This window comes from Streptomyces sp. ISL-87 (genome assembly GCF_018614095.1).
Classification (GTDB): domain Bacteria; phylum Actinomycetota; class Actinomycetes; order Streptomycetales; family Streptomycetaceae; genus Streptomyces.
In genome coordinates this window covers 77258-97674 of the sequence record NZ_JAGGOY010000036.1, presented here as the reverse complement: position 1 = coordinate 97674, position 20417 = coordinate 77258, and the positions used below count along the sequence as shown (strand labels likewise).

The 20417-nt window shown below is 71.1% G+C and carries 17 protein-coding genes; 9 read left to right on the top strand and 8 right to left on the bottom strand.

The window, feature by feature from the left end; translation table 11 throughout:
* The first annotated feature begins 23 nt into the window (after positions 1–23).
* On the top strand, positions 24–899 hold the full coding sequence (locus J7I97_RS14210) for an HAD family phosphatase (RefSeq protein ID WP_214934692.1): 876 nt from the start codon (positions 24–26) through the stop codon (positions 897–899).
* Positions 900–1696: 797 nt separating this feature from the next.
* Here J7I97_RS14210 and J7I97_RS14205 read toward each other — a convergent pair.
* Positions 1697–2521 (bottom strand): oxidoreductase, encoded by an 825-nt coding sequence (locus J7I97_RS14205; protein ID WP_214934690.1) that lies wholly within the window; start codon positions 2519–2521, stop codon positions 1697–1699.
* A gap of 109 nt (positions 2522–2630) precedes the next feature.
* Here J7I97_RS14205 and J7I97_RS14200 point away from each other — a divergent pair, with 109 nt between their 5' ends.
* Entirely contained in the window at positions 2631–3662 is a 1032-nt protein-coding gene (locus J7I97_RS14200) for an ATP-binding protein (RefSeq protein WP_251058792.1), read from the top strand.
* On the opposite strand, the gene J7I97_RS14195 is transcribed toward J7I97_RS14200, so the two are convergent.
* Positions 3607–4923: a hypothetical protein gene (locus J7I97_RS14195; RefSeq protein WP_214934688.1), complete on the bottom strand. Its 1317-nt coding sequence runs from the start codon at positions 4921–4923 to the stop codon at positions 3607–3609. The two genes, J7I97_RS14200 and J7I97_RS14195, sit on opposite strands and share 56 nt — an antisense overlap.
* A gap of 235 nt (positions 4924–5158) precedes the next feature.
* Here J7I97_RS14195 and J7I97_RS14190 point away from each other — a divergent pair, with 235 nt between their 5' ends.
* The 5 genes from J7I97_RS14190 (at position 5159) to J7I97_RS14170 (ending at position 12868) form a co-directional block, all read left to right on the top strand.
* Positions 5159–7585, top strand: coding sequence for a bifunctional SulP family inorganic anion transporter/carbonic anhydrase (locus J7I97_RS14190; protein ID WP_214934686.1), 2427 nt, complete (start codon positions 5159–5161; stop codon positions 7583–7585).
* A 191-nt stretch (positions 7586–7776) separates the two neighbouring features.
* The gene (gene acs, locus J7I97_RS14185; protein ID WP_214934685.1) at positions 7777–9732 is read left to right on the top strand and encodes an acetate--CoA ligase; all 1956 of its coding nucleotides are present in this window, start codon (positions 7777–7779) and stop codon (positions 9730–9732) included.
* Between the two features lie 221 nt (positions 9733–9953).
* Positions 9954–11396, top strand: coding sequence for a Na+/H+ antiporter NhaA (gene nhaA / locus J7I97_RS14180; RefSeq protein WP_214934683.1), 1443 nt, complete (start codon positions 9954–9956; stop codon positions 11394–11396).
* Between the two features lie 54 nt (positions 11397–11450).
* Complete coding sequence (locus J7I97_RS14175; protein ID WP_214934681.1) at positions 11451–11909, top strand: phage holin family protein; 459 nt, start codon at positions 11451–11453, stop codon at positions 11907–11909.
* Positions 11906–12868, top strand: coding sequence for an alpha/beta fold hydrolase (locus J7I97_RS14170; protein WP_214934679.1), 963 nt, complete (start codon positions 11906–11908; stop codon positions 12866–12868). The genes J7I97_RS14175 and J7I97_RS14170 overlap by 4 nt, the downstream gene beginning before the upstream one ends.
* A gap of 402 nt (positions 12869–13270) precedes the next feature.
* Here the strand turns inward: J7I97_RS14170 and J7I97_RS14165 are convergent, their stop codons facing one another.
* The 3 genes from J7I97_RS14165 to nth form a co-directional block, all read right to left on the bottom strand.
* On the bottom strand, positions 13271–14473 hold the full coding sequence (locus J7I97_RS14165; RefSeq protein WP_214934748.1) for a MarP family serine protease: 1203 nt from the start codon (positions 14471–14473) through the stop codon (positions 13271–13273).
* Positions 14474–14486: 13 nt separating this feature from the next.
* On the bottom strand, positions 14487–15254 hold the full coding sequence (locus J7I97_RS14160; RefSeq protein ID WP_214934677.1) for a CoA pyrophosphatase: 768 nt from the start codon (positions 15252–15254) through the stop codon (positions 14487–14489).
* Between the two features lie 183 nt (positions 15255–15437).
* Positions 15438–16277, bottom strand: a complete 840-nt coding sequence (gene nth / locus J7I97_RS14155) for an endonuclease III (protein WP_214934746.1) — start codon at positions 16275–16277, stop codon at positions 15438–15440.
* Between the two features lie 289 nt (positions 16278–16566).
* Between nth and J7I97_RS14150 the strand changes: the two genes are divergently transcribed.
* Positions 16567–17241, top strand: coding sequence for a Crp/Fnr family transcriptional regulator (locus J7I97_RS14150; RefSeq protein ID WP_003981529.1), 675 nt, complete (start codon positions 16567–16569; stop codon positions 17239–17241).
* A gap of 207 nt (positions 17242–17448) precedes the next feature.
* Positions 17449–18267 (top strand): nucleotidyltransferase domain-containing protein, encoded by an 819-nt coding sequence (locus J7I97_RS14145; RefSeq protein ID WP_374195470.1) that lies wholly within the window; start codon positions 17449–17451, stop codon positions 18265–18267.
* Positions 18268–18326: 59 nt separating this feature from the next.
* Here J7I97_RS14145 and J7I97_RS14140 read toward each other — a convergent pair whose 3' ends face one another.
* The 3 genes from J7I97_RS14140 to J7I97_RS14130 are packed head-to-tail and all read right to left on the bottom strand — an operon-like array spanning position 18327 to position 20361.
* Positions 18327–18614: a hypothetical protein gene (locus tag J7I97_RS14140; protein WP_214934675.1), complete on the bottom strand. Its 288-nt coding sequence runs from the start codon at positions 18612–18614 to the stop codon at positions 18327–18329.
* Positions 18611–19456, bottom strand: coding sequence for an MBL fold metallo-hydrolase (locus J7I97_RS14135; RefSeq protein WP_214934673.1), 846 nt, complete (start codon positions 19454–19456; stop codon positions 18611–18613). The genes J7I97_RS14140 and J7I97_RS14135 overlap by 4 nt, the downstream gene beginning before the upstream one ends.
* Positions 19453–20361: an NUDIX hydrolase gene (locus J7I97_RS14130; protein ID WP_214934671.1), complete on the bottom strand. Its 909-nt coding sequence runs from the start codon at positions 20359–20361 to the stop codon at positions 19453–19455. Before J7I97_RS14130 ends, J7I97_RS14135 begins: the two co-directional genes overlap by 4 nt.
* Positions 20362–20417 lie beyond the last annotated feature (56 nt).

Below are 20417 nucleotides of genomic sequence, written 5' to 3'. Positions count from 1 at the left end.
CCACGCGCCACACCTTACGCCGAATGGTGGGCGCATATGCTCGGGGCGTGGAAAATCAGCCCTTGCCGCACTCCTTGCCTCGCACCGCAGCGTTCTTCGACCTGGACAAGACGGTCATTGCGAAGTCGAGCACTCTGACGTTCAGCAAGTCCTTCTACCAGGGCGGCCTCATCAACCGCCGGGCCGTGCTGCGCACCGCGTACACGCAGTTCATCTTCCTGGCCGGCGGCGCCGACCACGATCAGATGGAGCGGATGCGGGAGTATCTGTCCGCCCTGTGCAAGGGGTGGAATGTGCAGCAGGTGCGGGAGATCGTCGCCGAAGCCCTGCACGACCTCATCGACCCGATCATCTACGACGAGGCCGCGTCCCTCATCGAGGCCCACCACACGGCGGGGCGCGATGTGGTGATCGTGTCCACCTCCGGCGCGGAGGTGGTGGAGCCGATCGGCGAGATGCTCGGCGCGGACCGGGTCGTGGCCACGCGGATGGTAGTCGGCGAAGACGGCTGCTTCACGGGCGAGATCGAGTACTACGCCTACGGGCCGACGAAGGCGGAAGCCGTCCGCGAGCTCGCGGAGTCCGAGGGATACGACCTCGCGCGGTGCTACGCGTACAGCGACTCGATCACCGATGTGCCGATGCTTGAGGCGGTGGGGAACCCGCATGTGGTCAACCCCGACCGGGCACTGCGGCGGGAAGCGGTGGCGCGGGAGTGGCCGGTGCTGGTGTTCAACCGGCCGGTGCGGCTGAAGCAGCGGCTGCCGGGGCTGTCCATGGCCTCGCGGCCGGCGTTGGTCGCTGCGGCGGCGGTGGGGGCGGCGGCGGCCACTGCGGGGCTGGTTTGGTACGCGAACCGGCGCCGGGCCAGTGCGCTGGCCGCTGTCGCCTCTGCCTGAACCCTGGCCGGGTGGGGTCGGCGGGCTCGGCCTGGCTCCGCCTGGACCCTGACGGTGGGCTCGGCCTGGCCTGGCCCGGGCTGGGCCTGGCCCGGCTGGGCCCGGCTCAGCCTGGAGCCTGGCCGGGTGGGTGGTGAGGCTTGGACTGCACTCGCGGCTGGGGGCCGCTGCGCGGGAGATTGCTCCCCGCCCCGCCCTCTCCCCGTCTCCTGGGGCTTCGCCCCAGACCCCGCCGCCTCAAACGCCGGCGGGGCTGGGAGGGGCCCGCGCCGCCTCAAACACCGGCGAGGCCGGGAGAGGCCTCCCGCTGCCTCAAGCACCGGCGAGGCCGGGAGAGGCCTCGCGCCGCCTCAACCGCCGACGGACTGGGAGGGGCCTCCCGCTGCCTCAAGCGTCGGCGAGGCCGGGAGGGGGCCGCGAGCCCCGGTCGGCGGTGTCTGGCCTGCGGGGGTATGAGTGTCTGGTTTGCCCGGGGTGTCCTGGAAAGTAAAGAAGTGGGGCCAGGGGTTTCACATATCTCGGAAGCGGAGTACAAAGGAGTCAAGGCCCGCGAGACCAAAGAACATCCGAGAGGATCATCTTTAAACCGCAGAATGGCCCACGGACCGAAAAGCATGAACGCCGAGCACCCACGCGACGTCGACCCGTCGATTACGGGCCAGCCGCACCAGGTAACGGGCAAAGTTCCCGACCTGATGGGCAACTTTCGAGGACGCTTGGTAACTGGGCGTAAGTGCCAGCGGCGGCACCAAAGCAAGACGGTGTCGCCGCAACCCTGTGTACAGGGCGTCGCGAGATCAGGCCGCCCCGCGCTGGAGGGCTTCGCAGACCGCCGTGGATTCACGGACTCCCAGTTCGATCGCTCGGCCGCAGTGGGCGATCCAGGCCGCCATTCCCTCCGGCGTACCCGAGACGTAGCCCTCGAAGGCCGCCAGGTACGCGTCCGCGCCCTGCTCCGCGTGGCCGACCTCCGCCGGGCAGATCGCCTTCGGGTCGAGCCCGCTGTTGATCAGCACGATGCGTTCGGCCGCGCGCGCGACCAGGCCGTTGTACGAGCCGAACGGGCGCAGGGCCAGCAGCTCACCGTGCACCACCGCGCCCGTGATCAGCGCCGGGGCCGAGCCGCCCGCGATGATCAGCTGGGAGAGGCCGTCCAGTCGGGCGGCGACCTCCTCGGCGCTCGGCAGGGGCATGTCGTCGATCAGGGGCTCGGTAACCGGTTCGCCCGCCAGCCGGGGGCGGCCCACGGTGTCGCCCTCGGCGGTCGAGCCCGACGCCACCAGGTGGAGCCGCGCGAGGACCCGTAGCGGCGACTGGCGCCAGATGCTCAGCAGTTGGCCGGCCTCAGCCGTCAGGCGCAGGGCCGCGCCCACCGTGCGCGCCTCCGTCTCGCCGCCGAAGTCGGTCCGGCGGCGCACCTCCTCCAGCGCCCAGTCGGCGCCGGACAGCGCCGCACTCCCCCGGGCCCCGCGCAGCGCGGCCTCCGAGGTGATCTCCCCGCTGCGTCGGCGCATGACCCGGTGGCCATAGACCCGGTCCACGGCCTTGCGTACGGAATCCACCGACTCGGCGACACCCGGCAGCCCGGCCAGTGCGGCCAGCGGGTCAGAAGCGCTACTCATAAGTAGGGAGCCTACGCACTGCTCGCCCATAGCACCGACCCCTCCTTGGAGTGGTCTTCTTCACTCACCTCCGGCACTCACCGCCACCGACCCGCTACGCTTGGTGAACATGAAGATCGCTTTCGTGGGAAAGGGCGGCAGCGGGAAGACCACGCTGTCGGCCCTCTTCATCCGCCACCTCGCCGCCAATGAAGCCCCCGTCGTCGCGGTGGACGCCGACATCAACCAGCACCTCGGCGCCGCACTCGGGCTCGGCGAGGACGAGGCCGCCGCGCTGCCCGCCATGGGCGCGCACCTGCCCCTGATCAAGGAGTACCTGCGCGGCTCCAACCCGCGCATCGCCTCCGCCGACACGATGATCAAGACCACCCCGCCCGGGACCGGCTCGCGACTGCTGCGGGTCGCCGAGGACAACCCGGTGTACGAGGCCTGTGCGCGCACGATGCTGCTCGACGGGGAGCCGGTCCGGCTGATGGCCACCGGGCCGTTCACCGAGTCGGATCTGGGCGTGGCCTGCTACCACTCCAAGGTCGGGGCGGTCGAGCTCTGCCTGAACCACCTGGTCGACGGCCCGGACGAGTACGTGGTCGTCGACATGACGGCCGGCTCCGACTCCTTCGCCTCGGGCATGTTCACCCGTTTCGACGTGACCTTCCTGGTCGCCGAGCCGACCCGCAAGGGCGTCTCCGTGTACCGCCAGTACAAGGAGTACGCACAGGACTTCGGGGTCGCGCTCAAGGTGATCGGCAACAAGGTGCAGGGTCCGGAGGACATCGAGTTCCTCCAGGACGAGGTGGGCGACGACCTGCTGGTCACGGTCGGGCACTCCGACTGGGTGCGGGCGATGGAGAAGGGGCGCCCGGCCGCGTTCGAACTGCTAGAGGCCACCAACCGGTTCGCCCTCCAGGCGCTCCAGGACGCCGCCGACGACTCGTACGCCACCCGCGACTGGGCCCGGTACACCGAGCAGATGGTCCACTTCCACCTGCGGAACGCGGAGAGCTGGGGCAACGCCAAGACCGGGGTCGACCTGGCAGCCCAGGTCGACCCCGATTTCGTCCTCAGCGAGGGGGCGGCGGACCCCGTCAGCCCTCGTCCGACTCAGAGCCAGACTCGCCAGCCGGCTCCGCAGCCGGCTTGACCACGGCGGGGGCGGCCGGCCGGGCCGGCGGCCCCGCCGTCAGGAACTTCGTCCAGCCCTCCTTCGGCGCCTCGCCGACATCGAGGGTGCGCATCCACTCCACGGTCTTCGGGTCCTGGGCGTCCAGCCAGTCGGCCAGCTCGCGGAACGGCACGCAGCGAACGTCCTTCTGGGTGCACATGCCCTTGATGGACTCCTCGACGGCGCGCATGTAGGTGCCGCCGTTCCAGGACTCGAAGTGGTTGCCGATGATCAGCGGTGCGCGGTTGCCCCGGTAGGTCCGCTCGAAGGCCTGGAGCAGGCCGTCGCGCATCTGGTCGCCCCAGTACGTGTGCTGCGACGGGTCGCCCTGCGTGGTCGTACCGGACTGGTTGACCATGTAGTTGTAGTCCATGCTCAGCGTGTCGAAGGCACGGCCCGGCATGGGCACCAGCTGGAGCGGAAGGTCCCAGAGCCCGTCCGTCTTCTTGGGCCAGATCTGCTTGCTGATCCCGCTGGAGTCGTAGCGGAAGCCCAGGTCCTTTGCCGCGAGCATGAAGTTCTTCTGGCCTTCGAGGCAGGGGGTGCGGGCGCCGATGAGCTCCTTGTCGTAGTCGAAGGGGAGCGCCTCCTCGGTCTTCAGGCCCGCGTTGGTCTTCCAGTTCTTGACGAAGGACTTGGCCTGGCTGATCTCGCTCTTCCACTCGTCCACGGACCAGGTGCCGACCCCGCCTTCGGGGCCGCAGAAGTGGCCGTTGAAGTGGGTGCCGATCTCGTTGCCCTCCAGCCAGGCCCCGCGCAGCTGGGTGGCGGTGTCCTTGATGCCCTGGAGGTCGCCGAAGCCGATGTCGGAGCGGCCCGGCTCGTGCTGTGGGGCGGTGTAGAGGGAACGCTTCTCCTCCGGGAGCATGTACACACCGCTGAGGAAGTACGTCATACGGGCGTTGTACTTCTTGCCGACCTCGCGGAAGTGCGAGAAGAGCTTCTGGCTGTCCTCACCGGCCCCGTCCCACGAGAACACCACGAACTGCGGCGGCTTCTCACCGGGCTTCAGCTTCTGCGCCTTCTGTACGTTCGGCTGCGAGCCGGTGTACGCGGTCGAACCGTCGCCGATGAGCCGGTTGACGCTGCCGGGGGCCTCGGGGGCGGCGGCACCCTTCCGGGCGTTCTGGCTTCCGGGGACCGGGGCCTTGGTGGGTTCCGAGGAGCTGCACCCGGCGACTCCCATGACCAGCGCCGTAGCGGCCAAGCCACCGGCGATCTTCTTCGTGGCGGCGATCATCCGCCCCACCTCTCCCTCGCAGTTCATCGCAGGACTTCCGCGCCGCAACGTCCCACGCGATCCGATGCGAGGAAGGTATGACAAGCCGTACAAAATGATTAATCACCCTGGAGGGTTAATTCCTAGGCCATTTGCCCGTATTACGCACCACAGCTCTTTACTCTCCATTACCATCCATTTACCGAGTATTGAGACTCCCGCCGCTTCACCCCTCCCCCAGAGGAGACGGGACCTTATGACAGCCACCTCCCCCACACCGACGAACAATCTCCCCGCGGACCTCTCCGCCTCTATCAGCGTCTTCCTGATCGCCCTGCCGTTCTCGCTCGGCATCGCCCTGGCCACCGGAGCCCCGCTCCAGGCCGGTCTGGTCGCCGCGGCGGTCGGCGGAATCGTCGCCGGACGGCTCGGTGGCGCTCCGCTCCAGGTGAGCGGACCCGCCGCCGGACTCACCGTCGTCACCGCCGAGTTGATCCAGCACTACGGGTGGCGTACCACCTGTGCCATCACCGTGCTCGCCGGCCTCTGCCAGCTCGGCCTCGCCCTGCTGCGCACCGCCCGGTCGGCGCTCATGGTCAGCCCGGCCATCGTGCACGGGATGCTCGCCGGCATCGGCGTGACCATCGCGCTGGCCCAGCTGCACATCGTGCTCGGCGGCACCCCGCAGAGTTCCGCCGTCGCCAACATCCTCGGCCTGCCCGCCCAGTTGGCCGATCTGCATCCGGTCGCGCTCGGCGTCAGCGCGCTGACGCTGCTCGTCCTGTTCGGCTGGCCGAGACTGCCCGGGCGGACGGGCCGCGCCCTGCGCAAGGTGCCGGCGGCGCTCGCCGCCGTGGGGACGGCCACCGCCTTCGCCGCCCTGGCCGGCCTCAGCCTGCCCCGGGTGGACCTCCCGTCCTGGCACAACCACGCCCTGCCCGAGCTCCCCGAGGGCCCGGTCCTCGGCATCATCGCCGCCGTCCTGACCGTCACCCTGGTCGGCAGCGTGGAATCCCTGCTCTCCGCAGTCGCGACCGACAAGCTGATCGTCTCCGAGCGCGGTACGGGCAACCGCCCGCCGCGCGCCGACCTCAACCGGGAACTGCGGGGGCAGGGCGCGGCGAACATCGTCTCCGGCGCGCTGGGCGGCCTGCCCGTCGCGGGCGGGGCCATGCGCAGCGTGGCGAACGTCAAGGCCGGTGCCGTCAGCCGGCGGTCGGTCATGCTGCACGGCCTCTGGGTGCTGCTCGCGGCGGGGTTGCTCGTCCCCGCCCTCGACCTCATCCCGCTGGCCGCGCTGGCCGCGCTGGTGATGGCGGTGGGGGTGCGGATGGTGAGCGCCACGCACCTGCGTACCGTCACCCGGCACGGCGAGGTCGTGGTCTACTGCACGACCATCGTGGGAGTGGTCCTCGGCGGGGTCCTGGAGGGCGTGGCCATCGGCATCGCGGTGGCGGTCGCGCTCGCCCTGCAGCGGCTGGCGCGGACCCGGATCACCGTAGAGCAGCTGGAGACGGGGGTCCACCGGGTGTGGGCGCGCGGCCAGTTGACCTTCCTGGCGGTGCCACGGCTGAGCCGTGTGCTGAACCAGATCCCGCACGACGGGCACGCCGTGATCGAGCTGGACGGCTCGTTCATGGACCACGCTGCGTACGAGACGCTGCAGGACTGGCAGGACTCCCACCGCGCCCACGGCGGATCGGTGGAGGTCACCGGCCGCCGGGCCGAGGCGGCGCACGGCTCCGACCCGGCCTGGCGCGCCCCGCAGCGCGGAGGCGGAGCCGGAGGCCACCAGTGCTGCCGCCCCTGGACGCCGTGGCAGAACCACTGCGACCACCGCGCCGCGGACTCCCGTACGGACACGGCCGCGGCAGAGACCACGGTGTCGGGCACGGCAGCGGACGGCTCGGACGCGGCGGGAGCTCCCCTGTCGGCGGCGTCGGCGGCCCCGGCACGGCCTCCCCGCCGGCGCGGCGCGGGTCAGCTGGCCAACGGGATCAGCGCCTTCCAGCGCGACACCGCGCCCCATGTGCGGGACGAGCTGGCCCGGCTGGCCCGCGAGGGGCAGCGGCCGTCGCAGCTCTTCCTCACCTGCGCGGATTCCCGCCTGGTGACCAGCATGATCACGGCCAGCGGCCCGGGCGACCTGTTCACGGTCCGCAATGTCGGCAATCTGGTCCCGCTGCCGGGAGCCGAGTCCACGGACGACTCGGTCGCGGCGGCCATCGAGTACGCCGTGGACGTACTCAAGGTGGACAGCATCACGGTGTGCGGGCACTCGGGCTGCGGGGCCATGCAGGCACTGCTGAACTCCGCGCCCGGGGCTCCGATGACCCCGCTGCGGCGATGGCTGCGGCACGGGCTGCCCAGCCTGGAGCGGATGGCCAGCCGGCACCACGCCTGGGCCAGGATCTCGGGCCGGCTCCCGGCGGATGCCGTGGAGCAGCTGTGCCTGACCAATGTGGTGCAGCAGCTGGATCACCTGCGGGCTCACGAGTCGGTGGCCCGGCGGCTCGCCGAGGGCACGCTGGAGCTGCACGGGATGTACTTCCACGTGGGCGAGGCCCAGGCGTACCTGCTCTCCGGGGGCGAGGACTTCTTCGACTGCCGGGTCTTCGACAGCGTCCGCCCGACCTCCCGCAACCAGGCCTCCGCCCACGCTCCGGCGGCCACCCACGCCTGAACCGATACCCTCCGATATCCGTGCCACCAAGTGGCCCCTTCCCGCCCCTGCAGCGGGAAGGGGCCACTCGCTCGTGGGGGCAGCCCGTGATATAGGTCTAAACCAATTCCGGCTAGGCCTTGTCACCCGGACGTCTGACTGATGAGCTATGCCCTGGGGACACAACGGACACCCTGGGAAAGGGAGATGTCGTGAGCAATGAGAGCCTGGCCAATCTGCTCAAGGAGGAGCGGCGGTTCGCACCGCCTGCCGATCTGGCCGCCGCCGCCAATGTGACACAGGCTGCGTACGAACAGGCCGACGCGGACAGGCTGGGCTTCTGGGCCGAGCAGGCACGGCGGCTGACCTGGGCCACCGAGCCGACCGAGACGCTCGACTGGTCGAACCCGCCCTTCGCGAAGTGGTTCGCGGACGGCAAGCTGAACGTGGCGTACAACTGCGTGGACCGGCACGTCGAGGCCGGCAACGGCGACCGCGTCGCCATCCACTTCGAGGGCGAGCCCGGCGACAGCCGCTCGATCACCTACGCCGAGCTCAAGGACGAGGTCTCCAAGGCCGCCAACGCCCTGACCGAGCTGGGTGTCCAGGCCGGCGACCGCGTCGCCGTCTACCTGCCGATGATCCCCGAGGCGGTCGTCGCGATGCTCGCGTGCGCCCGCGTCGGCGCCGCGCACTCCGTCGTCTTCGGCGGCTTCTCCGCCGACGCCCTCGCGACCCGGATCGAGGACGCGGACGCCAAGGTCGTCATCACGTCCGACGGCCAGAACCGTCGCGGCAAGCCGAACGCGCTCAAGCCCGCCGTCGACGACGCCGTCAGCCGCGTGGACCGGGTGGAGCACGTCCTCGTCGTACGCCGTACCGGCCAGGACGTCGCCTGGACCGAGGGCCGGGACGTCTGGTGGCACGAGATTGTCGGGCGCCAGTCCGCCGAGCACACCCCGCAGGCGTTCGACGCCGAACACCCCCTCTTCATCCTCTACACCTCGGGCACCACGGGTAAGCCGAAGGGCATCCTGCACACCTCGGGCGGCTACCTCACGCAGGCCGCGTACACCCACCACGCGGTCTTCGACCTGAAGCCGGAGACCGACGTCTACTGGTGCACCGCCGACATCGGCTGGGTGACCGGGCACTCGTACATCGTCTACGGGCCGCTCGCGAACGGCGCCACCCAGGTGATCTACGAGGGCACGCCGGACACCCCGCACCAGGGCCGGTTCTGGGAGGTCGTGCAGAAGTACGGCGTCACCATCCTCTACACGGCTCCCACGGCCATCCGTACGTTCATGAAGTGGGGCGACGACATCCCCGCGAAGTTCGACCTGTCGAGCCTGCGCGTGCTGGGCTCGGTCGGCGAGCCGATCAACCCCGAGGCCTGGATCTGGTACCGCAAGCACATCGGCGGCGACCGCTGCCCGATCGTGGACACCTGGTGGCAGACCGAGACCGGCGCGATGATGATCTCCCCGCTGCCGGGCGTCACGGAGACCAAGCCGGGCTCGGCGCAGCGCGCGCTGCCCGGAATCTCCGCCACCGTCGTGGACGACGAGGCGAACGAGGTCCCGAACGGCGGAGGCGGCTACCTGGTCCTCACCGAGCCGTGGCCGTCGATGCTGCGCACCATCTGGGGTGACGACCAGCGCTTCATCGACACGTACTGGTCGCGCTTCGAGGGCAAGTACTTCGCGGGCGACGGCGCCAAGAAGGACGAGGACGGCGACATCTGGCTGCTCGGCCGGGTGGACGACGTCATGCTGGTCTCCGGCCACAACATCTCGACCACCGAGGTCGAGTCGGCGCTCGTCTCGCACCCTTCGGTCGCCGAGGCGGCCGTGGTCGGCGCGGCCGACGAGACCACCGGCCAGGCCATCGTGGCCTTCGTCATCCTGCGCGGCAGCGCCTCCGAGACCGAGAGCCTGGTCGGGGACCTGCGCAGCCACGTGGCCGCCACGCTCGGCCCGATCGCCAAGCCGAAGCGGATCCTGCCGGTCCAGGAACTCCCGAAGACCCGCTCCGGCAAGATCATGCGGCGTCTGCTGCGCGACGTCGCCGAGAACCGGGCGGTCGGCGATGTCACCACTCTGGCCGATTCCTCGGTCATGGACCTGATCCAGAGCAAGCTTCCCGCCGCGGGCAGCGAGGACTGAGAACGGCCCTGAAAGGGCCAGGACGCAGGCGAAAGGGGCATCCGGCGCGGCGCGCCGGATGCCCCTTTCGCACCTAAAGTAACGATCACCGCATACGCCCGTGCGCGCCCCCTGTAAAGTACGAGAAGCGTAAAAAATGAAAGTCCACAGGGTGCGCCGGGAAGTCTGGTCGGCAACGAGCTTCATCATGCCGTCCAACCGTCCCCGGAAGGTGTCCCCACGTGGCCGCGCCCACCCCCCGTCAGCCCGCAGACAACCACAGCCGCAAGCTGCTCGGCCGGCTCTCGCTGCCCGAGCGCCGCTTCGTCGCCGATGCCCTGCGCGCCGAGACGGTCGGCGGTGTGCTGCTCCTCGTGGCCGCGATCGCCGCCCTCGTGTGGGCGAACGTCCCCGCCATGGCGGACAGCTACCAGAGCGTCCTGGACTTCCACATAGGCCCCGCCTTCCTCGGCCTCGACCTCTCGCTCCAGCACTGGGCGGCGGACGGCCTGCTCGCCATCTTCTTCTTCGTCGCCGGCATCGAGCTCAAGCGCGAGCTCGTCGCGGGTGACCTGCGCGACGCCAAGGCGGCCGCCCTCCCGGTCATCGCCGCCGTCTGCGGCATGGCCGTGCCCGCGCTGGTCTACGCACTGGTCAACATCTTCGGCAGCGGCTCGATGCAGGGCTGGGCGGTCCCGACCGCCACCGACATCGCCTTCGCCCTCGCGGTCCTCGCGGTCATCGGCACCTCGCTGCCCTCCGCGCTGCGCGCCTTCCTGCTGACCCTGGCCGTGGTCGACGACCTGTTCGCCATCATGATCATCGCGGTCTTCTTCACCAACGAGATCAAGCTGCCGCAGCTCGGTGGGGCGGTCCTGGGCCTCGTCCTCTTCTGGTTCCTGCTCCGCAAGAACGTCCGCGGCTGGTACGTCTACGTACCGCTCGCCCTGGTGATCTGGGGCCTGATGTACAACAGCGGCGTCCACTCCACCATCGCCGGTGTCGCCATGGGCCTGATGCTCCGCTGCACCCGCAAGGACGGCGAGCAGCAGTCCCCCGGGGAGCACATCGAGCACATGGTCCGGCCGGTCTCCGCCGGGCTCGCCGTGCCCGTCTTCGCGCTGTTCTCCGCCGGGGTCTCCCTCTCCGACGAGGCCCTCAAGCAGGTCTTCACCCGGCCCGAGACCCTCGGCGTGGTCCTCGGCCTGCTCGTCGGCAAGACCGTGGGCATCTTCGGCGGCACCTGGCTGGCCGCCCGCTTCACCAAGGCAGAGCTGAACGAGGACCTCGCCTGGCCCGACGTCCTGGCCGTGGCCTCACTCGCCGGCATCGGCTTCACCGTCTCGCTCCTCATCGGCGAACTCGCCTTCACCGACGACGCCGCCCTCACCGACGAGATCAAAGCCGCAGTCCTGATCGGCTCGCTCAGCGCGGCCCTCGTAGCGAGCGTGATGCTCAAGCTGCGCAACCGCACCTACAAGGCGCTGACCGATGCCGAGGAACTCGACGAGGACCTCGACGGCATCCCGGACATCTACGAGGAGGACAAGCCCGAGTTCCACCTGCGGATGGCGAAGATCTACGAGGACAAGGCCGCGGAACACCGCCGCAAGGCGGAAGCGGCGGCCACATCCCGCGACGAAGCCGCGGCCGGGTCCAGCGCCGGCAGCGACCGTCCGGCATGATCTGACAGACGACGCAGGACAGTCGCCGGCAGCAGACGACAGAGGGAGAGAGCGATGAGTGCAGTGGACCAAGAGGCGCAGGGAGCCGAGCGCACACTCGGCCAGCTGGTCGCCTCGGCCACCGCCGAGATGTCCGCCCTGGTGCACGACGAGATCGCCCTCGCCAAGGCGGAGCTCCGCGAGGACGTCAAGCGCGCGGGCATCGGCAGCGGCGCCGCCACCGTCGCGGGCGTGCTCGTGCTGTTCTCCCTGCCGGTGCTGAGCTTCGCCGCCGCGTACGGGATCCACAACCTCGGGCTCGGGCTCGCCTGGGCCTTCCTCATCGTCGGCGGCGCGTTCTGGCTGCTCGCGGGCCTGGTCGGGCTGGTGGCCATGGCCAAGTTCAAGAAAGTCAAGCCGCCGACGAGGACCATCGACTCGGTCAAGCAGACCGCGGCCCTCGTCGGGACCGTCAAGCCGCATCCGCGGCCGGTGAGTGACAAGGCCGTGGGTGTGGCACGCTCGTCTTCATGACAGCGCCCTCGCCCGACTCCGGCAGCACCCCACCCACCGCCGCGTCGGCGGTACGGCTCGACCTCCCCGGCGGGCAAGCGGTGACGCACCGGGACGTCGCGGCCAACGGGGCCCGCTTCCACGTCGCCGAGCTGGGCGACGGGCCGCTCGTCCTGCTGCTGCACGGCTTCCCGCAGTTCTGGTGGACCTGGCGCCACCAGCTGACCGCGCTCGCCGACGCCGGATACCGCGCGGTCGCGATGGACCTGCGCGGGGTGGGCGGCAGCGACCGCACTCCCCGTGGCTACGACCCCGCCAACCTGGCGCTCGACATCACCGGGGTCGTACGGTCCCTCGGCGAGCCGGACGCCGCGCTCGTCGGGCACGACCTGGGCGGCTACCTCGCCTGGACGGCGGCCGTGATGCGGCCCAAGCTGGTGCGCCGACTGGTGGTCTCCTCGATGCCGCATCCGCGTCGCTGGCGCTCGGCGATGCTCGCGGACTTCGGGCAGACCAGGGCGAGCTCCCACATCTGGGGCTTCCAGCGGCCGTTCATCCCCGAGCGGCAGCTCGTCGCGGACGACGGGGCACTCGTAGGGCAGCTGATCAAGGACTGGTCGGGGCCGCTGCTCCCGGACGATGAAGACCTCGCCGTGTACCGGCGTGCGATGTGCATCCCGTCCACCGCGCACTGCTCGATCGAGCCGTACCGCTGGATGATGCGGTCGATGGCCCGCCCGGACGGGCTGCAGTTCAACCGTCGGATGAAGCGGCCGCTGCGGGTGCCGACGCTGCATCTGCACGGTTCGCTCGACCCGGTGATGCGGACGCGGAGCGCGGCCGGTTCCGGCGAGTACGTCGAAGCCCCGTACCGCTGGCGGCTGTTCGACGGGCTCGGGCACTTCCCACACGAGGAGGACCCCGTGGCCTTCTCGGCGGAGCTGGTCAACTGGCTCAAGGACCCCGAGCCGGACCGCTGACGGGCTGCCTGGCGGGTTCCCCGCAGTTCCCCGCAGTTCCCCGCCGGCTTCCTGACGGCGCGACAGGTTACCAGTAGCACTGTCCTATGAACGTTCAATTGCCTGGCGCATAGGCCAATTGGCCGCCGCGGACGGGGTTACCGACCATGGGCCACGGGCACAGCTCGGAGTATGGGCTGGACGCACGACTACGGTGACACCGCACGCGAACGCCGCTCGGCCGCGACGCCGGGCACGCACGAGAGGGCCGGCCGGGACGGCCATGACCCCAGACTCGGAATCCCGCGCATCCTGCGCCGCCGGGCCCGCTGGGTCTCGGCACGGCTGCGTCATCCACGGATGTAGAGCGGCCGGAGGGCGAGCGGGCAGAGGGCGAGCGCCGGAGGGTCGAGCGGCCAGTGATCAGAGGGCGCAGCCCTGGCTGTCCACCCGCCGGTCGGCGGTCTTCCCGAACCGGATGTCGTCGCGGACCTCGTCCGCCGACAGGGCGTAGCCGGTGTTCGGGTCGTCCAGGGACTTCGCGAAGACGACCCCGTACACCTTGCCGTCGGGCGTCAGCAGCGGGCCGCCGGAGTTGCCCTGGCGAACCGTCGCGTAGAGCGAGTAGACGTCGCGCCTGACGGTGCCGCGGTGGTAGATGTCCGGGCCGTTGGCGTTGATCCGGCCGCGGACACGGGCCGCGCGGACGTCGTACCCGCCGTTCTCCGGGAACCCGGCGACGATCGCGTCACTGCCGCTCACCGCGTCCTTCTCGGTGAACTCCAGCGCCGGCGCCTTCAGCTTGGGCACGTCGAGGACGGCGATGTCGCGCTCCCAGTCGTAGAGCACGACCTTGCCGTCGTAGAGCCTGCCCTCGCCGCCGATCTGCACGGTCGGCTCGCCGACCCCGCCGACGACGTGGGCGTTGGTCATCACCTTGCCGGGCGCGAAGACGAAGCCGGTGCCCTCCAGCACCTTGCTGCAACTGGACGCGGTGCCGACGACCTTCACGATCGAACGCTTGGCCTGATCGGCCACCACGCTGCGGGCGAGCGCCGGGTCGGGCGCCTTCACCTCGGTGATCGGCTCGTTGGAGAACGGGCTGAAGACCTGCGGGAAGCCGTTGCGGGCCAGGGTGGAACTGAAGTCCGAGAACCAGGTGTTGGCCTGGGCGGGCAGCACCCGCGACACGCCGAGGAGCACCTTGGAGTTACGGACTTCCTTGCCCAGTGTCGGAAGTGACGTACCGGCGAGCGCCGAGCCGATCAGCCAGGCCACCAGCAGCATCGCCACGACGTTGACCAGCGCCCCGCCGGTCGCGTCGATCGCGCGGGCCGGCTGCCAGGTGATGTGGCGCCGGAGCCGGGCGCCCAGATGCGTGGTGAGCGCCTGGCCGATCGAGGCACAGATGATGATCACGACGACGGCGATCACGACGACCGTGGTGGACACCTGGGTGCCGTTGTCCGTCACCTGGTCCCAGATCAGCGGCAGCAGGGACACGGCGACGAGGCCACCGCCGAGGAAGCCGATCACCGACAGGATGCCGACGACGAAACCCTGGCGGTAGCCGACGATCGCGAACCACACGGCGGCGAGCAGCAGCAAGATGTCCAGCACGTTCACGAGGGTCACCGTCTCATGCGCGCCAGTCGAGCGGGACCTGACGGGTACGGTCCCAGGGCTGCTCCCAGCCCGCGAAATGCAGGATCCGGTCGATGACTCCGGCGGTAAAACCCCAGACCAGAGCCGATTCGACGGTGAAGCCCGCACCCTGGTGGCCACTTGGGTGAACGACCGTCACCCGATGATCGGGATTCGTGAGATCCGCCACGGGAACCGTGAAGACCCGGGCCGTCTCGGCCGGGTCCACGACGCCGACCGGGCTGGGGGTGCGCCACCAGCCGAGCACCGGGGTCACGACGAACTCGCTGACCGGGATGTAGAGGCGGGGCAGAACCCCGAACAGCTGGACACCGGCGGGATCCAGGCCGGTTTCCTCCTCCGCCTCGCGCAGGGCGGCGCGCAGCGGGCCGGTGGTGTGCGGATCGCCGTCCTCCGGGTCGAGGGCGCCACCGGGGAAGGAGGGCTGGCCGGGGTGCGAGCGGAGGCTGCCGGCGCGCTCCTGGAGGAGCAGCTCGGGGCCGCGGGGGCCCTCGCCGAAGAGGATCAGCACCGCCGACTGGCGGCCCCGGCCGTCCTCGGGGGGCAGGAAGCGGCTCAGCTGGGTCGGCCGGACGGTGCGGGCCGCCTCGACGACGGGGTCGAGCCAGCCGGGGAGACCGTGGGTGCTGACGTCGATACCGCCGCGCGGGGCCCCGTTCTGCTTGCTCTGCGCCGGTGGCGCCGACGACGCGGCCCTCCGGGCCGTCCCGGCCACACTGTCGTCCCGCGTCCCGCGCGTCATAGGCACCCCTGCTCCCTGTCGTTTCCCGACACCGGCACAACGCAGCCTGTGGCCGGATTCGTTCCTTCGCGAGCCACCGAACGGCGGCCCGGGCAGTGCTTCGTGCTCTGTGCTGGCTGTGCTGGCTGCGCTGGCTGCGCTCTCCGTACCGGCTGTGCTGGCTGCGCCGCCTGTGCCCTCGGCTCAGGGCGCCGCCGGCTCGCCGCCCAGCGCCGGGGCCGGCAGGCCCGGGTAGTCCGGCGGCGGGCTCAGCCGCTGGCCCGGCTGGCCGCCCTTCTCGTACTTGAGCAGCTTCTTCGCCTTCTCCGGGTCGGTCTCGCCCTCCCCGTACGCCGGGCAGAGCGGGGCGATCGGGCAGGCGCCGCAGGCGGGCTTGCGGGAGTGGCAGATCCGGCGGCCGTGGAAGACGACGCGGTGCGAGAGCATCGTCCACTCGCTCTTCGGGAAGATCGCGCAGATCTCCGCCTCGACCTTCTCCGGGTCCTCCTGCTCGGTCCACTTCCAGCGGCGGACGAGCCGCCCGAAGTGGGTGTCCACGGTGATCCCCGGGACACCGAAGGCGTTGCCGAGGACGACGTTGGCGGTCTTGCGGCCGACTCCGGGGAGGGTCACCAGGTCCTCTAGGCGGCCCGGAACCTCGCCGCCGAAGTTGTCCCGGATGGCCTGGGAGAGGCCGAGAAGGGCCCTCGACTTCGCCCGGAAGAACCCGGTCGGCCGGATGAGCTCCTCCAGATCCTCGGGAACCGCCGCCGCCATGTCCTCCGGGGTCGGGTACGCGGCGAAGAGGGCCGGGGTCGTCTGGTTCACCCGCAGGTCGGTGGTCTGCGCGGACAGGACGGTCGCGACGAGGAGCTCGAAGGGATTGCGGAAGTCCAGCTCCGGATGGGCGTACGGGTACACCTCGGCCAGTTCCCGGTTGATCCGGCGGGCCCGGCGGATCATCGCGAGGCGGGATTCCGGCCTCGGAGCCTTCACGGGCTTCGGTTTCTTGGCCGAAGCTTTGCCCTCCGGGCTGGACTGGATCTTCTCGGGCACCTCCGTGGAGGTCTGTTCGCCCACGGCTGAATTATGGGCCGCCGTCACTCCTGCGGACCCCTTGGCCTGTGCTCTCACCGGCTTGTTGGACACCCGACCAGCCTAAGGCCGGGCACTGACACGCGGCCCGGACCTCAGGTAACACCACCCCGATTGGCCTCTCGCCGCACAGCACACCCGTACGTCCGGCATCCTTGTGATTGATCGCACTGTTTGAGCCGTCCGGCAAAATGGGGAGCACGGTCCCCTGGAGCTGGTCGACATAGGAGAGAGACTCGTGGACGACGTTCTGCGGCGCGCCCCGCTCTTCGCGGCGCTCGATGACGAGCAGGCCGCGGAGCTCCGCGCCTCCATGGGCGAGGTGACCCTCGCACGCGGTGACGCCCTGTTCCACGAGGGCGACCCCGGTGACCGGCTGTATGTCGTGACCGAGGGCAAGGTGAAGCTGCACCGCACCTCCCCCGACGGCCGCGAGAACATGCTGGCCGTCCTCGGCCCCGGCGAGCTGATCGGCGAGCTGTCGCTGTTCGACCCGGGTCCGCGCACCGCCACGGCCACGGCGCTGACCGAGGTCAAGCTGCTCGGCCTCGGCCACGGCGACCTCCAGCCCTGGCTCAACGCCCGGCCCGAGGTCGCGACCGCGCTGCTGCGCGCGGTGGCCCGGCGCCTGCGCAAGACCAACGACCAGATGTCCGACCTGGTCTTCTCCGATGTGCCGGGGCGTGTCGCCCGGGCACTGCTGGACCTGTCGCGCCGGTTCGGTGTGCAGTCGGAAGAGGGCATCCACGTCGTGCACGACCTCACGCAGGAGGAGCTGGCCCAGCTCGTCGGCGCGTCGCGCGAGACGGTGAACAAGGCCCTCGCCGACTTCGCGGGCCGCGGGTGGCTCCGGCTGGAGGCCCGCGCGGTGATCCTGCTGGACGTGGAGCGACTGGCGAAGCGGTCCCGCTGACGCCGGCCGTGGCCTCGGCCTGACGGCCCTTGGCTCTGTGACGGGGTCCTGCCCACCTGGGCGGGGCCCCTTCGCGTTTCCTGGCCGAACCCCCGAACCGCCGGCCGCCGGCCTGTGGTCGAGGCGCGACGGAGACCCGCAGGGGAAACGGGGCAGCGGCAGGCGTTCGGCCTTCAGCCCCGGCCGGGGGAACGGCACAGTGGAGGCATGGAGCACAGTGGGGGCATGGAGCACAGCGGACTCGACGCGTACGGCTACTTCGAGCGGGAGGGGTCCCTCGGGCGGGTCCAGGCCGAGTTCGCGAGCGTGGTCGGCGCCGCGCGGAGCCGGATCGCCGAGGCGCACGGGCGGCGGCTGCACAGCGCCTACCTGTACGGGTCCGTACCCCGCGGCACGGCCCGGCCCGGGCGGTCCGACCTCGACCTGCTGCTCGCCCTGCACCACGAGCCCGCCGACGAGGACCGCGACATCGCCGAGGTGCTGGCGCGCGGGCTCGACGAGGACTTCCCGGAGATCGACGGAGTCGGCATCCTGCTGTACGGCAAGGACGCCCTGCTGAGCGAGCAGGAACGTTTCGACCTGGGCTGGTTCCTCGCCTGCCTCTGCACCCCGCTGCTCGGCGCGGACCTGGCCGAGCACCTGCCCCGGTACCGCCCGGACAGCCTGCTCGCCCGGGAGACCAACGGCACCCTGGCCGACGTACTCCCCAGATGGCGGGCCAGGGCGCAGGCGGCTTCGACGCCCGACGAGTACCGGAAGCTGAGCCGCGCCTTCTCGCGGCACCTGGTGCGCACCGGGTTCACGCTGGTCATGCCGAAGTGGGGCGGCTGGACGAGCGACCTCGCCGAGTCCGCGGAGATCTTCGGCCGGTACTACCCCGAGCGCGCGGCGCAAATGCGGGCCGCGGCCGCCGTGGCGCTGGATCCGGCCGCGGACCCGGCCGTACTGCGCGAGTACACCGAGGACCTCGGGCCGTGGCTCGCGGACGAGTACACGGCCGAGCACGGGACCAAGACGTCCCGCTAGGCCCGCCGGACATCCCCTGGGCCGCCGGGTCTCGCCAGGCCCGCCGGGTCCCGCTAGAGCTAGACGGACAGCGCCTCGACCGCCTGCTTGGCCTCGGCCAGGCCCGCGCCCGTGAGCCGGCGGTAGTCGCGGATGGCCTCGACCGTGCGGCCGTCGCGGACCAGGGCCCGTACGTCGTCCAGCCCGGCCGGCTCCGGCTCCTCGATGCCGAAGTGGTCCAGGACCAGTCCCAGGCGGCGTTCCAGCCCGTCCGCCCTGCGCTCCAGGGCCTTCAGGCGCAGGGCGACCGTCGAGGTGATCCAGCCGGTCGTGGCGATCAGCGCGAGCAGCAGGAACAGCGTGTTCATTCGGGACCCCCCGGGATCAGTCCGTGATCTTGAAGGTACTCCAGCTGGGCGCGGACGGACCATTCCGCGGCCGGCCACAGGGAGCGGTCCACGTCCGCGTAGACCTGGGCGACGACGGCCGCAGGGGTGGTGAAGCCGTTCTCGACCGCGGTCTCGACCTGGGCGAGCCGGTGGGCGCGGTGGGCGAGGTAGTACTCGACGACGCCCTGGGCGTCCTCCAGGACCGGCCCGTGGCCGGGGAGGACCGTGTGGACCCCGTCGTCAACGGTGAGGGAGCGCAGGCGGCGCAGGGAGTCCAGGTAGTCGCCGAGGCGGCCGTCGGGGTGGGCGACGACGGTGGTGCCGCGGCCGAGGATGGTGTCGCCGGTGAGGACGGCCCGGTCGGCGGGCAGGTGGAAGCAGAGCGAGTCGGAGGTGTGGCCGGGGGTCGGGACCACGCGCAGCTCCAGGCCCCCGGTGCGGATCACGTCCCCGGCGGCCAGGCCCTCGTCGCCGAGGCGCAGGGCGGGGTCGAGGGCGCGGACGTTGGTGCGGGTGAGCTCGGCGAAGCGGGCGGCGCCCTCGGCGTGGTCGGGGTGGCCGTGGGTGAGGAGGGTCAGGGCGACCCGCTTGCCCGCCTCCTCGGCGGTGGCGATCACCGCGCGCAGATGTACGTCGTCCAGCGGGCCGGGGTCGATGACGACGGCTTCGGTGGACCCGGGCTCCGAGACCAGCCAGGTGTTGGTGCCGTCCAGGGTCATGGCGGAGGCGTTGGGGGCCAGGATGTTGACCGCGCGGGCGGTGGCGGGCCCGGAGGTGACCATTCCGCGCGGCTGGCCGGGGAGTGCGGCGGCGTTGGTCATGCGGGGCCTCCCAGGCGGACGCGCTTGGTGAATTCGTCGTGGCCCGGCCAGCTGAGCACCACTTCCCCGCCCTCCAGCGCGGCCTGGGCGAGGACGGGAGTGAGGTCCTGGGCAACGGCCCCGGCGAGGGCGTCGGCGGCCCTCTCGTAGGGCTCCAGGGAGCGCAGGGTGGAGATGGTGGGCGGCATCATCAGCAGCTCGCCCTTGTCGTAGCCGTCCGCGGCGTCCGCCGGGCGGATCCAGACGGTCCGGTCGGCCTCGGTGGAGGCGTTGCGGGTGCGCTGGCCCTCCGGGAGGGCGGCGACGAAGAACCAGGTGTCGTAGCGGCGCGGCTCGAACTCGGGGGTGATCCAGCGGGCCCACGCTCCGAGCAGGTCGGAGCGCAGGAGCAGGCCGCGGCGGTCCAGGAACTCGGCGAACGACAGCTCACGGCCCACGAGGGCCTGGCGGTCGGCCTCCCAGTCGTCGGCGGTGGTGTCGCCGACGACGGTGTCCGGGGTCTCGCCCGCGAGGAGTACGCCGGCCTCCTCGAAGGTCTCGCGGACGGCTCCGCAGACGATGGCCTGGGCGGTACGGGGGTCCGTGCCGAGGCGTGCCGCCCAGTCGTCCCGGGTCGGACCGGCCCAGCCGATGAGGTGCTCCTCGTCGCGGGGGTCGACACCGCCGCCGGGGTAGGCGTACGCGCCGCCGGCGAAGGCCATGGAGGTGCGGCGGCGCAGCATGTGCACGGCGGGCCCGGCGGGTGTGTCGCGGAGCAGCATCACCGTGGCCGCGCGTTTGGGGAGGACGGGGGTGAGAGAGCCGTCCGCGAGCGCGCGAATACGGTCAGGCCACTCCGGGGGGTACCACTGCCCGCCGGGGGTGGCGGCGGGCTTCGGCGGCTGGCTGTGCTGACCATTCGGCATGGCGGGATGCTACGGCCATCCGGCCCGATGTTCGAGAGCCCCCTGCGGCGAAGCCG

What these genes read in the sequence shown, in the direction of transcription:
- J7I97_RS14200 (WP_251058792.1), top strand. Translation starts at nt 2,631, where the DNA reads ATGAAGATCGCTTTCGTGGGAAAGGGCGGCAGCGGGAAGACCACGCTG.
- J7I97_RS14190 (WP_214934686.1), top strand. Translation starts at nt 5,159, where the DNA reads ATGACAGCCACCTCCCCCACACCGACGAACAATCTCCCCGCGGACCTC.
- J7I97_RS14170 (WP_214934679.1), top strand. Translation starts at nt 11,906, where the DNA reads ATGACAGCGCCCTCGCCCGACTCCGGCAGCACCCCACCCACCGCCGCG.
- J7I97_RS14130 (WP_214934671.1), bottom strand. Translation starts at nt 20,361, where the DNA reads ATGCCGAATGGTCAGCACAGCCAGCCGCCGAAGCCCGCCGCCACCCCC.
- J7I97_RS14175 (WP_214934681.1), top strand. Translation starts at nt 11,451, where the DNA reads ATGAGTGCAGTGGACCAAGAGGCGCAGGGAGCCGAGCGCACACTCGGC.
- J7I97_RS14145 (WP_374195470.1), top strand. Translation starts at nt 17,449, where the DNA reads ATGGAGCACAGTGGGGGCATGGAGCACAGCGGACTCGACGCGTACGGC.
- J7I97_RS14140 (WP_214934675.1), bottom strand. Translation starts at nt 18,614, where the DNA reads ATGAACACGCTGTTCCTGCTGCTCGCGCTGATCGCCACGACCGGCTGG.
- J7I97_RS14210 (WP_214934692.1), top strand. Translation starts at nt 24, where the DNA reads ATGGTGGGCGCATATGCTCGGGGCGTGGAAAATCAGCCCTTGCCGCAC.
- J7I97_RS14195 (WP_214934688.1), bottom strand. Translation starts at nt 4,923, where the DNA reads ATGATCGCCGCCACGAAGAAGATCGCCGGTGGCTTGGCCGCTACGGCG.
- J7I97_RS14135 (WP_214934673.1), bottom strand. Translation starts at nt 19,456, where the DNA reads ATGACCAACGCCGCCGCACTCCCCGGCCAGCCGCGCGGAATGGTCACC.
- J7I97_RS14205 (WP_214934690.1), bottom strand. Translation starts at nt 2,521, where the DNA reads ATGAGTAGCGCTTCTGACCCGCTGGCCGCACTGGCCGGGCTGCCGGGT.
- J7I97_RS14160 (WP_214934677.1), bottom strand. Translation starts at nt 15,254, where the DNA reads ATGACGCGCGGGACGCGGGACGACAGTGTGGCCGGGACGGCCCGGAGG.